This window comes from Nocardia sp. NPDC051756, from assembly GCF_040681495.1.
Taxonomy (GTDB): Bacteria; Actinomycetota; Actinomycetes; order Mycobacteriales; family Mycobacteriaceae; genus Nocardia.
This window is the reverse complement of record NZ_JBFAYV010000001.1, coordinates 29,419-43,709: the sequence shown is the minus strand read 5'-3', so window position 1 is coordinate 43,709 and position 14,291 is coordinate 29,419. Positions and strand designations below refer to the sequence as shown.

The following is a 14,291-nucleotide window of genomic DNA, read 5'->3' as shown; positions in this document are numbered from 1 at the left end:
GCCGTCTCGACCGGAGCGGAACCTCGCGCACCCCGAGTGTGCTTGCGCGATCGCGGAACTCGGGGTGCGGGTTCGGCGAGCGGAGTGTCAGGTGTCGGCGCATGGCATCTACCTCCATTTCGGATGGTGGTTCCTGGTTCAGTTGGTGATCAGCTGTAGAGCCTGGCGATGAACGCCTGCATATTGGCGAGCATCCGCTCGACCTTCTGCTCCGGATTCAGATTCTCCCGGTACCGATTTCCCAGTGCCGGTGTCTTCTTGCCCCGCGCGTACAGCGGACAGGCGAGATCGGTGCACATGTAGGTGCCGACCGTGTTGCCCTTGCGTCCGGACGGGCCCGCCTTGGCCGCCGTCAGCAGGGACACGCCGGAACCGGTGTGCGTGGTCAGGCAGATCGAGCACATCTGGGCCCGGCCCGGCCCGCCGGTCTCGTATCGCAGCGCGACGCCGATCAGTTCATCGTTGTCGTTCGGAATGACCAGGTACGCGCGGCCGGGCAGCGACGGGTCGCTCCAGCCGAGGAAGTCGAGATCGTCCCAGGGACGGTCGTCGAGATTCTGTGGCACCGGCAGCTTCTTGGCCTCGGTCTTGGAACAGTTGATGAACGACGACCTGATGTCGCGTTCGGTCACTGGTTTCATTGCGTTGCACTCCATTCCTAATTGTTAGCCGAGCAAACCGGATTGACGTTACGGGGCGCGGAGGGCATCGAACAAACGCATTTCCTCCAGGAATACCTGCTGGTCAGCACCTTGTGAAGAGGATCACCAGACCGACTGGTCTGTACTGAACAGCTGAACGCCGCACACCGAACAGCGAAAAGCCCCCGTCCGGCGGACCAGACGGGGGCTTTGCACGCTCACACTAGGGCTTGGCCAACGGATCTTCCTCGATCTCCGCGGCCGGGGACTTCTCCGGCAGCGCGATCGGACGCAGGACGACCCAGGCGATGAACAGCAGGGAGACCACACACATCCCCGCCCCCGCCCAGAGGTTGATGTTGATATTGCCGGTTTTGGCCTGATCAGCGGCAGTATTGCTGACCAGGCCGGTGATGACCAGGACCACCCCGTAGCAACCGAGTAGGGCGCCGACGATGGTGCGGATGTCGAAAAGCATTGCGGCTCCTTATCCGACGATGATGTTGAGGGCGATGACCAGCACCAGTGCGATGCCCGCGAGCAGCACCGGGCGCTGATACCAGGGCAGGGAGTCCTGATCCGGATCCGTGCGTACCGCCTTCGGGGTTTCCGAATAGACCAGCCCGACCAGTTCGGCGACGGGTTTCGGCGTGGTCACCTGGGTGACGAGCACGCTGACCACGATGTCGACCACGAACGCGGTGCCCGCGGCCACGAAACTCGAACCCTGCCCGGACAGGTGGAACACCTTGGTCTGATGCAGGATGAAAATCACCACGGCCGAACTGGTTCCGCAGACCAGACCCATCCAGCCCGCGGTCGGCGTCATCCGTTTCCAGAACATGCCGAGGATGAACGTCGCGAACAGCGGCGCGTTGAAGAAGCTGAACAGGGTTTGCAGGTAGTCCATCATGTTGCTGAAGCTCGACGCGATGAAGGCGGTGAAGATCGCCGTCACCGTCGCACCGACCGTGGCCAGCCGGCCGACGGTCAGGTAGTACCCGTCCGGACGCTCCTTGCGCACGTACTGCTGCCACAGGTCATAGCTGAACACCGTGTTGAACGCGGAGATGTTCGCCGCCATGCCGGCCATGAACGCCGCGAGCAGACCGGCGATGCCGACGCCGAGCAGGCCGTTCGGCAGCACGTCCTTCATCAGATACAGCAGCGCCTGGTTGTAGGTGGTGTCGCCGGTGAAGTCCGGATCCGCCACCTTCGCCGCCTTGTACTCGCTCATCTGCGGCACCAGCACCGCGCTGATCATGCCGGGGATGATCACGATCAGCGGGATGAACATCTTCGGATAGGCGCCGAGGATCGGGGTACGGCGAGCCGCCGAGATGGAGTGCGTGGCCAGCGCGCGCTGCACCTCGACGAAGTTGGTGGTCCAGTAGCCGAACGAGAGCACGAACCCGAGCCCGAACACGATGCCGATCACCGACAGGATGTTGTTGCTGAATCCGCTCAGCTCGTTACCGGGCCACGATTGCAGTTGCGCACTGCCGCCCGGCGACGCGGTCACCTTGTCCCGCAGCCCATCCCAGCCGCCGACCTTGTGCAGGCCGACCAGGGTGAGCGGCAGCAGCGCGGCCACGATGACGAAGAACTGCAGCACCTCGTTGTAGATCGCGGCCGACAGCCCGCCGAGGGTGATGTAGGACAGCACGATCACCGCAGCGACGACCACCGACAGCCACAGCGGCCAGCCGAGCAGCACGTTCAGGATGGTGCCGAGCAGGTACAGGTTGACGCCCGCGATCAGCACCTGGGCGACCGCGAAGCTCAGCGCGTTCACCAGGTGCGCGCCGGTGCCGAAGCGCCTGCGCATGAACTCGGGCACGCTACGCACCTTGGAGCCGTAGTAGAACGGCATCATCACCACGCCGAGGAACAGCATGGCCGGGATCGCGCCGATCCAGAAGTAGTGGAAGGTCGGGAAGCCGAACTGGGCGCCGTTGGCCGACATGCCCATGATCTCGACCGCGCCGAGGTTCGCGGAGATGAACGCGAGGCCGGTCACCCAGGCCGGCAGCGACCGGCCGGACAGGAAGAAGTCGATGCTGGACGAGACGCGCTGTCTGGCCAGCAGGCCGATGCCGAGGACGAACACGAAATACAGGGCGACCAGGGCGAAGTCGACCGGCGCCGCGTCCAGTCGGAGCGTCGATGAGGCGTCGAAATAGGTCGAGGCCGACCGTGGTTCGGCGGCGAGCAGGGTCAGAACAGGTGAATCGGCAAGCGGCACAGCGTCCCTCCTGGCGTGAAACAGGCGTCGAGCGAGATCTTCCGGGGTGCGAGATCGTGCGTCTACGGGTACTGCATGGCGCGCGACTCACTCGTCGCCGGCCGAGTGGGTGTCGGCCGACACCTACTCTGCGTGATTGTGCCTCACTCGCGGGCCACAATCGTGGACAAAAACCTGGGCGGTCGCTCAGTCGCGGCGGTGCGCGCCGGCCGCCGGGCCGACGACGAAGGTGCGCGGCTCGGCAAAGCCCGCGTCGGCGAACCGATTCCGCACGGCCGCCACCACGGCGTCGGTCTGCGCGCGATCGACGAGCGCGATGACGCTGCCGCCGAATCCGCCGCCGACCATCCGCGCGCCGTGCGCTCCCGCCGCGAGTGCCGCGTCGACGGCGGCGTCCAGCGCGGGCGTCGACACCTCGAAATCGTCGCGCAGCGAGGCGTGGCCCGCGGTGAGGATCGGCCCGATCGCGCGCGGATCCGCACCGTCTCGCAATCTTTGGGCAACAGTCAACACCCGGGCGTTCTCGGTCACCACATGCCGAGCCCGGCGCAGCAACACCGCGTCGGAGAGCCGGTCGAGCGCGGCCACCGAGTCGATGTCGCGCAGCGCGGTCACGCCGAGTTCTGCGGCGGCAGCCTCACATTGAGCGCGCCGCTCGGCATACCCGCCGTCCACATGCTCATGCGGCTGCCCGGTGTCGATCACCAACAGCTCCAGCCCGAATCGGGCCAAATCGAACGGAATCTGTTCGTATGCAACAGAATTCGAACTCACACCGACACCGTCTTCGACAAACCGCCGCACATCGAGAAACAGCGCGTGCCCCGCCGTACACAGGATCGAGGCCGACTGATCCAGCAAACCGGTCGGCGCCCCCACATAATCGTTCTCCGCGGCCCGTGCGAACTCGATCAACTCCCGATCGGTCACGCTGGGCGCGAACAGATCCCGCAGCGCGATCGCCACCGCGCACGACAACGCCGCCGACGACGAAAGCCCCGCCCCGATCGGCACCGCCCCATCCAGCTCGAGCTCGACCCCACCGACGTCATGCCCCCGCCGCACGAATTCCGCGACCACGCCGAGCGGATACCGCGACCACCCCGGCACCCGATCCCGTTGGGCCGCGAGATCGGCCACCGACACCAGCACGACCTCGTCCGGCCGCTGCCGGGAGACCACCCGGACCTGCCCGTCCGTACGCACCCCGGCCTGGCATTCGACCACCAGCGGCAGTGCGATGGGCAGGACGTAGCCGTCGTTGTAGTCGGTGTGCTCACCGATGATGTTGACCCGTCCCGGCGCAACCCACATCCGCACTGTTCTCCTGGTCTGTCGTGTCCACTGGCCCTGCCACACGTTACGAGACACGCCACGGGAACACTGCTTTCAGCTGGCGGAGGTGCGCGATTCGCGTTCGTGCCGCACAGTCGATTTTGATGTATTACCGGCCTGCAAAATGAGGCCGGGTGTTCTGGGAGGCACTATGATTCACACCACCCCGCGCAGCGGTCTAGTGGGGCCACGCGGACGCCTGCTCGGGCTGCCGTGGATAGATCGGCTACGCCCTCCCGCGGGCAGGCAGATCTACGGGTCACCGCTGACAATAGAGATAGGCGCCGCAACGGGAGTCGGGCCGACGGCCATGTCGGCCTTCGATGCGGCACTGCGTGAACTTGGAGTGGGTGATGCCAACTTGATTCGACTGTCGTCGGTCATCCCGCCACGCTCCACCCTGGAACACACCGAGCGGGTCCGCAAGCCGATCCTGTGGGGCGACCGTCTCTATTGCGTGTACGCGGTGCAGCACGCGAACGAACCAGGTCAGACGGCCGCAGCCGGCATCGGCTGGGTCCTGCGTGACGACGGTTCCGGTGCAGGTCTTTTCGTCGAGCACGAGGCCGAAACCGCCGACGAGGTGTCCGCCCTGATTCGATCCAGCCTGAACGATATGACCCGCAATCGACCGGGGAGCTTCGGACCTGTCCACCTGCGCACCACCGAAACTCGCTCCGACGGTGGTCCCGCCTGCGCGCTCGTGCTGGCCGCGTACCGCACTACCCCGTGGGGGCGACAACGATGAGCCTTGATTCGACCGGCGCCCGCCTGCCCGGAACCGTCCGTTTCGACACCCCCCGCACGGGGGGATCAGCGTCCGGCGGGGAGACACACCCGGGATTGCACGTCACCATAGAGGGCAAGATCCCGGACAACCGGATTGACCAGTTCCACCAACTCTATGAGGAGGCGTTCGGTCCACTGCGCGCCAAGGCCATTGCCAGACAGGTTTTACACCCGGACGAATTCCACGCGGTGATGACCGATCCCCGGGTGGACAAGCATGTGGCGCGCCTCGACTCCGGCGAACCTGTCGGGGTGACCACGGTGACCAAGCATCTCGACACGGTCCCGTGGATCAGCCCGGACTACTTCGCCGCCCGATATCCGGAACACGCGGCCCGCGGTGCGATTTATTACGCAGGTTTCACGCTGGTTGCGCCAAGTGCCCGACACGGACCGGCATTTCATGCCATGATCAAATCAATTGTCCAGGTTCTGGTTGCCAACCGTGCTGCGGTCGGTTGGGACATTTGCTCGTACAACAACACTCGGTACTCGTTCGCCGACAGCGTTCAAGTGATGCTCGAGGAACAGGCGAACGTCGAGGTCGTGGTGGCGGACTCACAAACCTACTACGCGGCTCGATTCACCGGGGATGGAGCGACCGAGGGGGGCTGATGACAGTCAGCGGAGAGCAGCGGAAACACCACCATCCGTTCCGAACATGGTGGTACACACTGCTTCTGGGGGGAAGCGCGGTCGTGATCGCGGTGCATGCCACGGTCGATTCCAAGCTGTTGTCGTTCCTGACGCTCGCGACCATCCTCGTCGGCACGGTCGCGATGATCGGCGTCGGCCTGCGCGCGTATCGCCCGGCCCGGCCCCTGCCCTGGTATCTGCTGTGCGCTTCGGCCGTGCTGTCCGGCGCGGGAGCCGGTCTGCGCAATGCCTCCGAGCGCGGACTGCATCCGCTGGACGACGTGTGCACGCTGCTCGCCTATTTCGCGGTCGGCCTCGCCGCCCTGATCTGGTTGCGCCCGCGCCAGGTTCGCTCGAACTACGACCTGCTGCTCGACTCCGGATTGATCGGCCTCGGCGCCTTGCTCGCGTCCTGGACTTTTCTGATCTCACCGATCCTGCACAACCACGACACCACCGTGAACACGATTGTGGCGGCCACATATCCAGTGTTGGACGCGCTGCTGTTGACGCTCATCGCGCATTCGGTGGCCACCTCGACCCGCTCGGAATCCTCGCTGCGGTTCGTGCACGTCGGGCTGATCGCGGCGCTGCTCGGAGACCTCGGGTACAGCCTCAACACCGCCGGCGCCGCGACGATCGGCCGCGAGGTGATGATGGTTCCGCTGCTCGCGGCCTACGCGATCGTCGGCGTCTCGGCACTGCACCCGACCATGAGCGGGCTCGGCGCACCGCGGCGGATCCATCCGCATCAATCGCGGCAGCGCGCCAGCTTCATCGCGGTCGCGCTGATCGTCGCCTCGCTGGTGCCGGTGGTCGGTTCATCGCTGGGCACCGTTGACCGCGTAGTGGTCTCGTCACTGTTCGCACTCCTGCTCATCGGCGTGCTCGTGCGCAGCGAGCGCGCGATCGTGCGTAGTTCGCGTAGTGAGCGGCGGGCGCAGTATCAGGCCGATCACGACATGCTTACCGGGTTGTTGAATCGATCTGCCTTGTTGCGTGCGCTGAATCTGAACAGTGAGCGGTGGGCGGAGCAGCCGTTGTGTTTGCTGTTCATCGACCTCGACGGGTTCAAGATGGTCAATGACAGCTATGGGCATGCGGTGGGTGACGAGTTGATCGCCAACGCGGCCTCGCGGATTCGGCGGGTGGTGCTGCGGGATGACGTGGTTGCGCGGTATGGCGGTGACGAATTCGTGGTGCTGTCCCCCCTCGATCGTCAAGCGGCCGCGACGCTGGCCGAGCGGCTGCTCGGCGCGTTTGTCCGGCCGTTCGAATTGAGCGCGGGCGAGATCCCGATCACCGCGAGCATCGGGATCGCCTGCGGGTCACCGCGCAGCACCGAGTCGACCGTCTATGACCTCATCCGCGATGCGGACTCGGCGATGTACCACGCGAAGGAATACTCGCTCGGCTACGCGTTCCACGACGACGCGCGGCACGCGCCCGATTCCGTGCGGCACATGGCCAACGACCCGGCGCGGCACGGCCCGAACGAGTCGGGCCGGCGGATCTGGCGCGCGAGCCCCAGATCCACCAGCACCGCGGTCTGACCTAGTCGACCAGCTCGTCGAGCAGCCGCCGCGCGGCCTCCAGCTCGGCCTGCAGGGCCTGTACCTTGGCCTCCTGGGCTTCCCTGGCCGCGTCGAGGATGCCCGCCACCACATCGGCCACCTCGGGGTGCAGAATCTTGGCGGCCTGCGCCACCGCGGAACTCGGCACCGCGAGACCGCGCACGGCGCGCTTCTTGCCGCTGACCACGTCGACGGACCATTCGCCGTCGGCGGTGCCGGTCAGCGTGACGGTGACCTCGGGCGTCTTCGCCTTCGGCCGGGCCGGAGCCTTGGCCGCCTTGGCCGGCGATGCCGCCGGGGCGGGCTTGGCCGCGGGCTTGCTCGCGCCGCCGTCTTGTTCGTCCGATTCCGGGGTGCTCGCAACGGGTTTCGGGACGACCGGTGGCGGCGTGACAGAACTGGGGGTGGTCGGTGTCGCAGTGCTCGTCAAGGTCGACGGCTGGGTCACGGGTGATTCCTTCCTGGTTGTCGACTTCGGCTGGGCAGTGGAAACGGTCGCCGCCCCTCGTGGCGGCTTGGTCAACGTCACTTCTGTCGGAGAAAAGGACAGTACATCCTTCGATCCGGTGGGCCGGACCTGCAGGAAGTCTCCGTCGGCCGGATCGCCGAGGGAGATCACCTTTCCCGACCGTCCTTCCGGCACGCCCACCGCGGCGGCGGTGAACCACACCATGGGCGGGCGGCCACCGGCGATATCCGTGGCGATCCGCTGAATCTCGCTGTCCGACAATGGCTTGGGCTTGGTTTTAGGCGACGGCATGGTGACTCCGAGCAATATTCGTGGATGGCTGCGTGCACAGATGATGCCGCACCGCACCGACAGATTTGCAGGCCGCTACGAAATCGAGTCCCAGAACACGATTCCCGCGCGGCCAGCGAATATCGAGCTACGCCCGGTGGACCCACGAATCGCGGCACCGATCAACCCGGTTCGGCGGGCGCCTGTAGCGCGGGGAACCAAATATCGGTGAGCACCTCGGCGGCCCGCTCGGCGGACACATTGATGGTGCCCTGCACCGCCCAGCGGGTGAAAAACCGCTCGAGTTGGGCGACAAGCAGTTCCACGCGCAGCCGCGCCTCGTCGGCGCGCTCGGCGGGCCAGCGGGCGAGATAGGACGTCATCGCGTTGGGCAGCGCGAGGATGCCGTTGCGGGCGATCTCGCGGAACTCCGGCTCCAGCGCGGTCGCCTCGTCCCAGGCGGGCAGCAGCTCGCGGTATTCGTGGAACCACTCGATGGCCCGGCCCATCCAGGCCACCAACTCGGCCCGGGAGCCGGTGTCCAGCACCCGATCCAGATCCTCGTAGAAATGCAGCGCGCTCGGGGCGGTGCTCTGCTCGGCGATCGCGCGCAGCACCTCGAGCTTGCTGGTGAAGTGCAGATAGAAGGTGGCCCGGCTGCAGCCGACGGCGGCGGCGATGTCGTCGACCCGCACCGCCGCGTAGCCGCGGGTGCTGAACAGCTCCTTGGCGCCGGCCATCAGCCGGGACCTGGTCTGCTGTTTCTGCTCGTCCCGCAGGCTGCCGCCCGCCGGATTCGGGTTCGTACGCAACGGTTACCTCGTGTCGGTCGAAAGTTCTGCTGACGTGCGACTTTCGGTGAGCAAGTGTACTGCGGCCGGCGATCCGCACCGCCTTCACTAGACAATACGTCATTCACTAGACACGCTGTCTAGCCAGTGTTACCTTGTTGCCTACGTCACTCCGGAAGCCGCACGGCTCCGGACGGTTTCGGCGCCGGGCGCGCCGCCGCAGGCAGGTGACCGCCCTCCCAGCACGAGGACAAGTGAATTGACTCAACCCACTCTGCCCAGGGTCTGCCTCATCGGCGCGGGCCCCTCCGGGATCACCACCGCGAAACGGCTGCAGGACTTCGATATTCCGTTCGACCTGTTCGAGGCGTCCGACGAGGTCGGCGGCAACTGGTATTTCAAGAATCCCAACGGGATGTCGGCGTGCTACCAGTCGCTGCACATCGATACCAGCAAGTTCCGGCTTGTCTTCGAGGACTATCCGGCGCCCGCGGATTGGCCGGACTTTCCGCACCATTCCCAGCTGTTCCAGTACTTCAAGGATTACGTCGACCATTTCGGTTTCCGGGACAAGATCCTGTTCGGCACCAAAGTCACCGCGGCCGAACGGCAGACCGACGGTCGCTGGCTGGTCACCGCGAGCGACGGCCGCACCCGCGACTACGACGTATTGATCGTCTGCAACGGCCACCACTGGGATCCGAACACCCCCGACTACCCCGGCGAATTCGACGGCGTGCTGATCCACAGCCACGCCTACAACGATCCGTTCGACCCGGTCGATATGCGCGGCAAGAAGGTCGTGGTGGTCGGCATGGGCAATTCCGGGCTGGACATCGCCTCGGAACTGTCGCAGCGCTTCGTCGCCGAGAAACTCACGGTGTCCGCGCGGCGCGGGGTGTGGGTGTTGCCGAAATACGTGAACGGCAAGGTCGGGGACAAACAGAGTGTGCCGCCGTGGATTCCGCGCAAGGTGAGCATGAAGCTCAAGCAGCGCTTCGTGCGCAAGTTCCGCGGCGAGATGGAGTTCTACGGGCTGCCCAAGCCCGATCACCTGCCGTTCGAGGCGCATCCGTCGGCCAGCGAGGAGTTCCTGCATCGCGCGGGCTGCGGCGACATCGCGTTCAAGCCGGCCATCACGGCGCTGGAGGGGCCGCGAGTCCGGTTCGCCGACGGCAGCACCGAGGAGGTGGACGTGATCGTCTGCGCCACCGGCTATCACATCAGCTTCCCGTTCTTCACCGATCCGGACCTGGTGCCGGACGAGCAGAACCGCATCCCACTGTTCAAGCAGATGATGAAGCCGGGCGTGGACAACCTGTTCTTCATGGGCCTGGCGCAACCGCTGCCGACGCTGGTGAATTTCGCCGAGCAGCAAAGCAAGCTGGTCGCCGCCTATCTCACCGGCAAGTACCTGCCACCGCCGGAACCGGAGATGCACGAGACCATCCGCGCGGCGGAGGAACGCCGGAGCGGGCGCTACTACGACTCGCCGCGGCACACGATCCAGATCGAGTTCGAGCCGTATGTGCGCGACCTGAACAAGGAAATGGCGAGGGGCGCAAAGCGAGCCGCCGCCAATGGCTACGCGCTGCCGGTGCCGGCCAGAACCCTCGAGCGCGCGTGATGACCACCTCCGGCTTCTGTACCGACCAATTCGCCGGTGTGCGCGCGGAATTGGCGAACCGGCTCGCCTCGGGCGAGGAACTCGGCGCGGCGGTCTGCGTGACCGTCGACGGCGAACCCGTCGTCGACCTCTGGGGCGGGCACCGTGATCTCGGCCGCACCGTGCCGTGGACCGCGGACACCCTGGTCAACGTCTTCTCGATCAGCAAGACGATGACCGCGCTGTGTGCCCTGCTGCTGGTCGATCGCGGCGGGTTGGACGTGCGGCAGCGGGTCGCCCACTACTGGCCGGAGTTCGCGGCGAACGGCAAGGGCGACATCGAGATTCGGCACCTCCTCGGGCACACCTCCGGTGTCTCCGGCTGGGAGCGGCCGATCGAACTGGCCGACATCTACGACACCGAGGCGGCGGCCGCGCGGCTCGCGGCGCAGCCGCCGTGGTGGACGCCGGGCACCGCGTCGGGTTATCACGCGCTGAATTACGGGCACCTCATCGGCGAGGTGATCCGCCGGATCACCGGCCGCGGCCTCGGGCAGTTCTTCGCCGATGAACTCGCCGGTCCGCTCGACGCGGACTTCCATATCGGCACCGGACCCGAACTGCACCACCGGATCGCGGCGTTGGTGCCGCCGCCGGAGCTGAAGTTCGATATGGCCTCGCTCGATCAGGAGAGCATTCTGGTCAAGACGCTCACCAGTCCCCTGCTCGATCTGCGCGAGGCCAACAGCGCCGCGTGGCGGCAGGCCGAGATCGGCGCGGTGAACGGGCACGGGAACGCCCGCTCGGTGGCGCGGATCCAGTCCTTGGTCGCCTGCGGTGGCGTGCTGGACGGACGAAGGATGTTGTCGGAGAAGACGATCGACCTGATCTTCGAACAACAGTCGGACGGTCCTGATCTGGCATTGCTGCTGCCGCTGCGCTTCGGCATCGGCTACGGACTACCCCAGGCGCACACCGCGCCGGCGGTGCCCGACGGCAAGGTCTGCTGGTGGGCGGGGCTGGGCGGCGCGATCGTCGTCAACGACCTGGATCACCGAATCACCTTCGCCTACACCATGAACAAGATGGAGCCGGGACTGATCGGCTCCCCACGCGCCGACTCCTACTTGCGCGCGGTCTACACCGCGGTAGGAGTCCACGCATGATGCGCGCGCTGCAACTCACCGAACCGGGCGTGCTGGAACTGCGCAAGGTGCCGATCCCCGAGATCGGCCCGACCGACCTGCTGCTGCGCGTCGGCGCGGCCGGGATCTGCCATTCCGACCTGCACGTGCTGCATATTCCGTTCCGCATGCGCGACGAGCCGCTCACCCTCGGACACGAGGTCGCGGGCACCATCGAGGCCGTCGGCGCCGCGGTCGACGGCCGGGTCGCCGGCGAACGCGGCATCGTCTACCTGTGCTGGTCGTGCGGCATATGCCGAGAATGCGTGCGCGGCAATGAGAATGTCTGTCTGGCCGCGGGTCGCACCGCGATGCCGCCGTGTCCGGGACTCGGCCCGGACGGCGGCATGGCCGAGTACATCCGCATCCCGGCCAGCTCTTTCGTGCCGATCGGTGACCTCGACTTCGCGCAAGCGGCCCCGCTGGCCGACGCCGCGCTGTCGAGTTACCACGCGATTCGCGGTGCCCGCGAACACCTTCGGCCCGACTCGGTCGCGGTGGTGATCGGCATCGGCGGGCTCGGCCATGTCGCGGTGCAGATCCTCGCCGCGACCAGCGCTACCCGGGTGATCGCCGTCGACATCGGCGCGGACAAGCTCGAACTGGCCGCCCGCTGCGGCGCGGCCGAGGGCCTGCTGGCCGGACCGGACACCGCGCGCGCGATCCTCGACCGCACCGGCGGTCGCGGCGCCGACGCGGTCTTCGACTTCGTCGGCATCGACCAGACCGCCAGCCTCGCGGTGGAATCGGTGGCGCCCAACGGCGCCTACCGGATGATCGGCCTCGGCGGCGGCGCCCCGGAGATCACCGCCGGTCCAGCCGGCGGACCCGGCTGGCCGTGGGGAGCCTCCGTACGAAAGTCGTACGGCGGCACCAAATCCGACTTGATCGAGTCCGTCGCGCTGGCCCGCTCGGGCAAGCTCACGGTGGAGGTCGAGCGCTACGACCTGGCGGCAGGTCGCGACGCGCTCGACCGGCTGGAACGTGGCCTGGTGACCGGCCGCGCGGTATTGGTTCCGTAGAAGATGAGGTGCGCTAGATGACGAAGCCTTTCGACGCGCAGGCATTCGCGGCGGCAGCTGTGGCTCGGCTGACCGGCCCCGGTGGGCCGTTCGAGATGGTGGTCGAGGACGTGCTCGGTGCGCCGCTGCCGGTGCTGCGCGACCGGGGTAGGTCGCTCGGTGAGTTGGTGGCCGCGTCGGCGAGTTGGGGCGAGCGCGACTATCTCGTCACCGAGGACAGCCGGCTGTCCTTCGCCTGGCATGCGGCGGCGGTCGGCGCGCTGGCCACGGCACTGCGTGACCGATACGGCATCGAAAAGGGTGACCGGATCGGCATTCTGGCGGCGAACACGCCCGAATGGGTGATGACGTTCTGGGCGGCGCAGTGCCTCGGCGCGATCGCGGTGGGCTACAACGCGTGGTGGACGCCGCGCGAAATCGCCTACGGCGTCGAGCACACCACCCCGGCCGTGCTGGTTGTCGACGCGAAACGCGCGGCCCTGCTGGCGGAGCTGGATATTCGCGTGCCCGTGCTCACCATGGAGCACGACCTGCCCGCGCTGATCGGCGAATTCGACGGCGGCACAACCCCGCTCGCCGAGGTGGACGAGGACGATCCGGCGGTCGTCCTGTACACCAGCGGCACCAGCGGACGGCCGAAGGGCGCGGTGCACAGCCATCGAAACGTGCTGGCGGTCATCGGATATCACCGGTTCAACGACGCGCTGGCCGCCGAGTTCAGCGGCGCGACCGAGCCGCCGAGCGGCCGCAGGTTCCTGCTCACCTCCCCGCTGTTCCACATCGCCAGCCTGCACAACCTGGTGGTGCCGCGGCTGGTGACCGGCGATACCTCGGTGCTCTATCAGGGTTCGTTCGAGGCGGACCGGGTGCTGCGCCTGATCGAACGCGAACGCATCAGCAACTGGGGCGCCATGCCGACCATGGCCACCCGCATGCTCGAACAGGATCTGTCCCGCTACGACCTGTCCTCGCTGGCGTCGTTCTCGCTCAACTCCGCGCCGTCCTCGGCCGCGCTGCAACATCAAGTGCGCGAACAACTTCCGGTGGCCAAGACCGCGCTGGTGACCAGCTACGGCCTGACCGAGTGCAGCACCGCGGCCACCCTGGCCAGTCCCGCCGAACTCGCCGCGTTCCCGGATACCGTGGGCCGCCCGGTCATCGGGGCCGCCGTGCAGGTCCGTGACGGCGCGGGCAATCCCGTGCCCGACGGGACCGAGGGCGAGATCTGCGTGCGCAGTCAGTATGTGATGCTCGGCTATTGGAACGACGAGGCGGCGACCGCCGCCGCGATCACCGCGGACCGCTGGCTGCGCACCGGCGACATCGGCGTGCTCACCGACGGCAGGCTCCGATTGTCCGGTCGCCGTTCGGATCTCATCCTGCGCGGCGGCGAGAACGTCTACCCCACCGAGATCGAACAGTGCCTGGAGGAACATCCGGCGGTCCGCGAATGCGCGGTCGTCGGCGTACCGGACGCCGACCTCGGGCAGCAGGTCGCCGCGCTGGTGGTGGTCGAAAACCTCTCGGCGACAACGGAAGCAGAGCTGCGCGCGTTCGCCGCGGAACGGATCGCCTACTACAAGGTGCCGGCCCGCTGGCGGCTCACCACCACCGCGCTGTCCCGCAACGCGACCGGCAAGGTGGTGCGCACCGGCATCGAGGTGTAATCGCCGCCGACGAGAACCGCCGAAGTCCCAGCTCGCTGCTTGACAACAACGTAAAATTGCAG

Annotated in this window: 13 protein-coding genes; 7 read left to right on the top strand and 6 right to left on the bottom strand. The window is 66.8% G+C overall.

What is annotated here, in order from left to right; translation table 11 throughout:
* Window positions 1–149: 149 nt before the first annotated feature.
* The 4 genes from AB0M22_RS00195 to galK all read right to left on the bottom strand — a co-directional run bounded on the left by AB0M22_RS00195 (window position 150) and on the right by galK (window position 4,200).
* Window positions 150–641, bottom strand: a complete 492-nt coding sequence (locus AB0M22_RS00195; RefSeq protein WP_364719016.1) for an FBP domain-containing protein — start codon at window positions 639–641, stop codon at window positions 150–152.
* 223 nt (window positions 642–864) lie between these two features.
* A complete protein-coding gene (locus AB0M22_RS00190) occupies window positions 865–1,119 on the bottom strand; it encodes a hypothetical protein (RefSeq protein WP_364719014.1) in 255 nt (84 codons plus the stop codon).
* A gap of 9 nt (window positions 1,120–1,128) precedes the next feature.
* On the bottom strand, window positions 1,129–2,856 hold the full coding sequence (locus AB0M22_RS00185) for a sodium:solute symporter family protein (protein ID WP_364721576.1): 1,728 nt from the start codon (window positions 2,854–2,856) through the stop codon (window positions 1,129–1,131).
* A 216-nt stretch (window positions 2,857–3,072) separates the two neighbouring features.
* Window positions 3,073–4,200 (bottom strand): galactokinase, encoded by a 1,128-nt coding sequence (gene galK, locus AB0M22_RS00180; RefSeq protein WP_364721574.1) that lies wholly within the window; start codon window positions 4,198–4,200, stop codon window positions 3,073–3,075.
* 172 nt (window positions 4,201–4,372) lie between these two features.
* On the opposite strand from galK, the gene AB0M22_RS00175 reads away from it, so the two are divergent.
* The 3 genes from AB0M22_RS00175 (at window position 4,373) to AB0M22_RS00165 (ending at window position 7,199) form a co-directional block, all read left to right on the top strand.
* A complete protein-coding gene (locus tag AB0M22_RS00175) occupies window positions 4,373–4,969 on the top strand; it encodes a pyruvoyl-dependent arginine decarboxylase (protein ID WP_364719011.1) in 597 nt (198 codons plus the stop codon).
* Entirely contained in the window at window positions 4,966–5,625 is a 660-nt protein-coding gene (locus AB0M22_RS00170) for a hypothetical protein (RefSeq protein ID WP_364719009.1), read from the top strand. The genes AB0M22_RS00175 and AB0M22_RS00170 overlap by 4 nt, the downstream gene beginning before the upstream one ends.
* Before the next feature lie 83 nt (window positions 5,626–5,708).
* Window positions 5,709–7,199, top strand: a complete 1,491-nt coding sequence (locus tag AB0M22_RS00165; protein WP_364719006.1) for a GGDEF domain-containing protein — start codon at window positions 5,709–5,711, stop codon at window positions 7,197–7,199.
* A 1-nt stretch (window position 7,200) separates the two neighbouring features.
* Here AB0M22_RS00165 and AB0M22_RS00160 read toward each other — a convergent pair whose 3' ends face one another.
* On the bottom strand, window positions 7,201–7,980 hold the full coding sequence (locus AB0M22_RS00160) for a DUF6319 family protein (protein WP_364719003.1): 780 nt from the start codon (window positions 7,978–7,980) through the stop codon (window positions 7,201–7,203).
* 161 nt (window positions 7,981–8,141) lie between these two features.
* Window positions 8,142–8,771: a TetR/AcrR family transcriptional regulator gene (locus AB0M22_RS00155; protein WP_364719001.1), complete on the bottom strand. Its 630-nt coding sequence runs from the start codon at window positions 8,769–8,771 to the stop codon at window positions 8,142–8,144.
* Window positions 8,772–9,009: 238 nt separating this feature from the next.
* On the opposite strand from AB0M22_RS00155, the gene AB0M22_RS00150 reads away from it, so the two are divergent.
* The 4 genes from AB0M22_RS00150 to AB0M22_RS00135 are packed head-to-tail and all read left to right on the top strand — an operon-like array spanning window position 9,010 to window position 14,229.
* Window positions 9,010–10,377 (top strand): NAD(P)-binding domain-containing protein, encoded by a 1,368-nt coding sequence (locus AB0M22_RS00150; RefSeq protein ID WP_364718998.1) that lies wholly within the window; start codon window positions 9,010–9,012, stop codon window positions 10,375–10,377.
* Window positions 10,377–11,522 (top strand): serine hydrolase domain-containing protein, encoded by a 1,146-nt coding sequence (locus tag AB0M22_RS00145; RefSeq protein ID WP_364721572.1) that lies wholly within the window; start codon window positions 10,377–10,379, stop codon window positions 11,520–11,522. Before AB0M22_RS00150 ends, AB0M22_RS00145 begins: the two co-directional genes overlap by 1 nt.
* Complete coding sequence (locus AB0M22_RS00140; protein WP_364721570.1) at window positions 11,522–12,562, top strand: NAD(P)-dependent alcohol dehydrogenase; 1,041 nt, start codon at window positions 11,522–11,524, stop codon at window positions 12,560–12,562. The genes AB0M22_RS00145 and AB0M22_RS00140 overlap by 1 nt, the downstream gene beginning before the upstream one ends.
* A gap of 17 nt (window positions 12,563–12,579) precedes the next feature.
* Complete coding sequence (locus AB0M22_RS00135) at window positions 12,580–14,229, top strand: class I adenylate-forming enzyme family protein (protein WP_364718995.1); 1,650 nt, start codon at window positions 12,580–12,582, stop codon at window positions 14,227–14,229.
* The last annotated feature ends 62 nt before the right edge of the window (window positions 14,230–14,291 follow it).

Bases quoted from the DNA above. Each gene is read 5' to 3' on its own strand.
- AB0M22_RS00195 (WP_364719016.1), bottom strand. From the start codon at position 641: ATGAAACCAGTGACCGAACGCGACATCAGGTCGTCGTTCATCAACTGT.
- AB0M22_RS00190 (WP_364719014.1), bottom strand. From the start codon at position 1,119: ATGCTTTTCGACATCCGCACCATCGTCGGCGCCCTACTCGGTTGCTAC.
- galK (WP_364721574.1), bottom strand. From the start codon at position 4,200: ATGTGGGTTGCGCCGGGACGGGTCAACATCATCGGTGAGCACACCGAC.
- AB0M22_RS00175 (WP_364719011.1), top strand. From the start codon at position 4,373: ATGATTCACACCACCCCGCGCAGCGGTCTAGTGGGGCCACGCGGACGC.
- AB0M22_RS00170 (WP_364719009.1), top strand. From the start codon at position 4,966: ATGAGCCTTGATTCGACCGGCGCCCGCCTGCCCGGAACCGTCCGTTTC.
- AB0M22_RS00160 (WP_364719003.1), bottom strand. From the start codon at position 7,980: ATGCCGTCGCCTAAAACCAAGCCCAAGCCATTGTCGGACAGCGAGATT.
- AB0M22_RS00145 (WP_364721572.1), top strand. From the start codon at position 10,377: ATGACCACCTCCGGCTTCTGTACCGACCAATTCGCCGGTGTGCGCGCG.
- AB0M22_RS00140 (WP_364721570.1), top strand. From the start codon at position 11,522: ATGCGCGCGCTGCAACTCACCGAACCGGGCGTGCTGGAACTGCGCAAG.
- AB0M22_RS00135 (WP_364718995.1), top strand. From the start codon at position 12,580: ATGACGAAGCCTTTCGACGCGCAGGCATTCGCGGCGGCAGCTGTGGCT.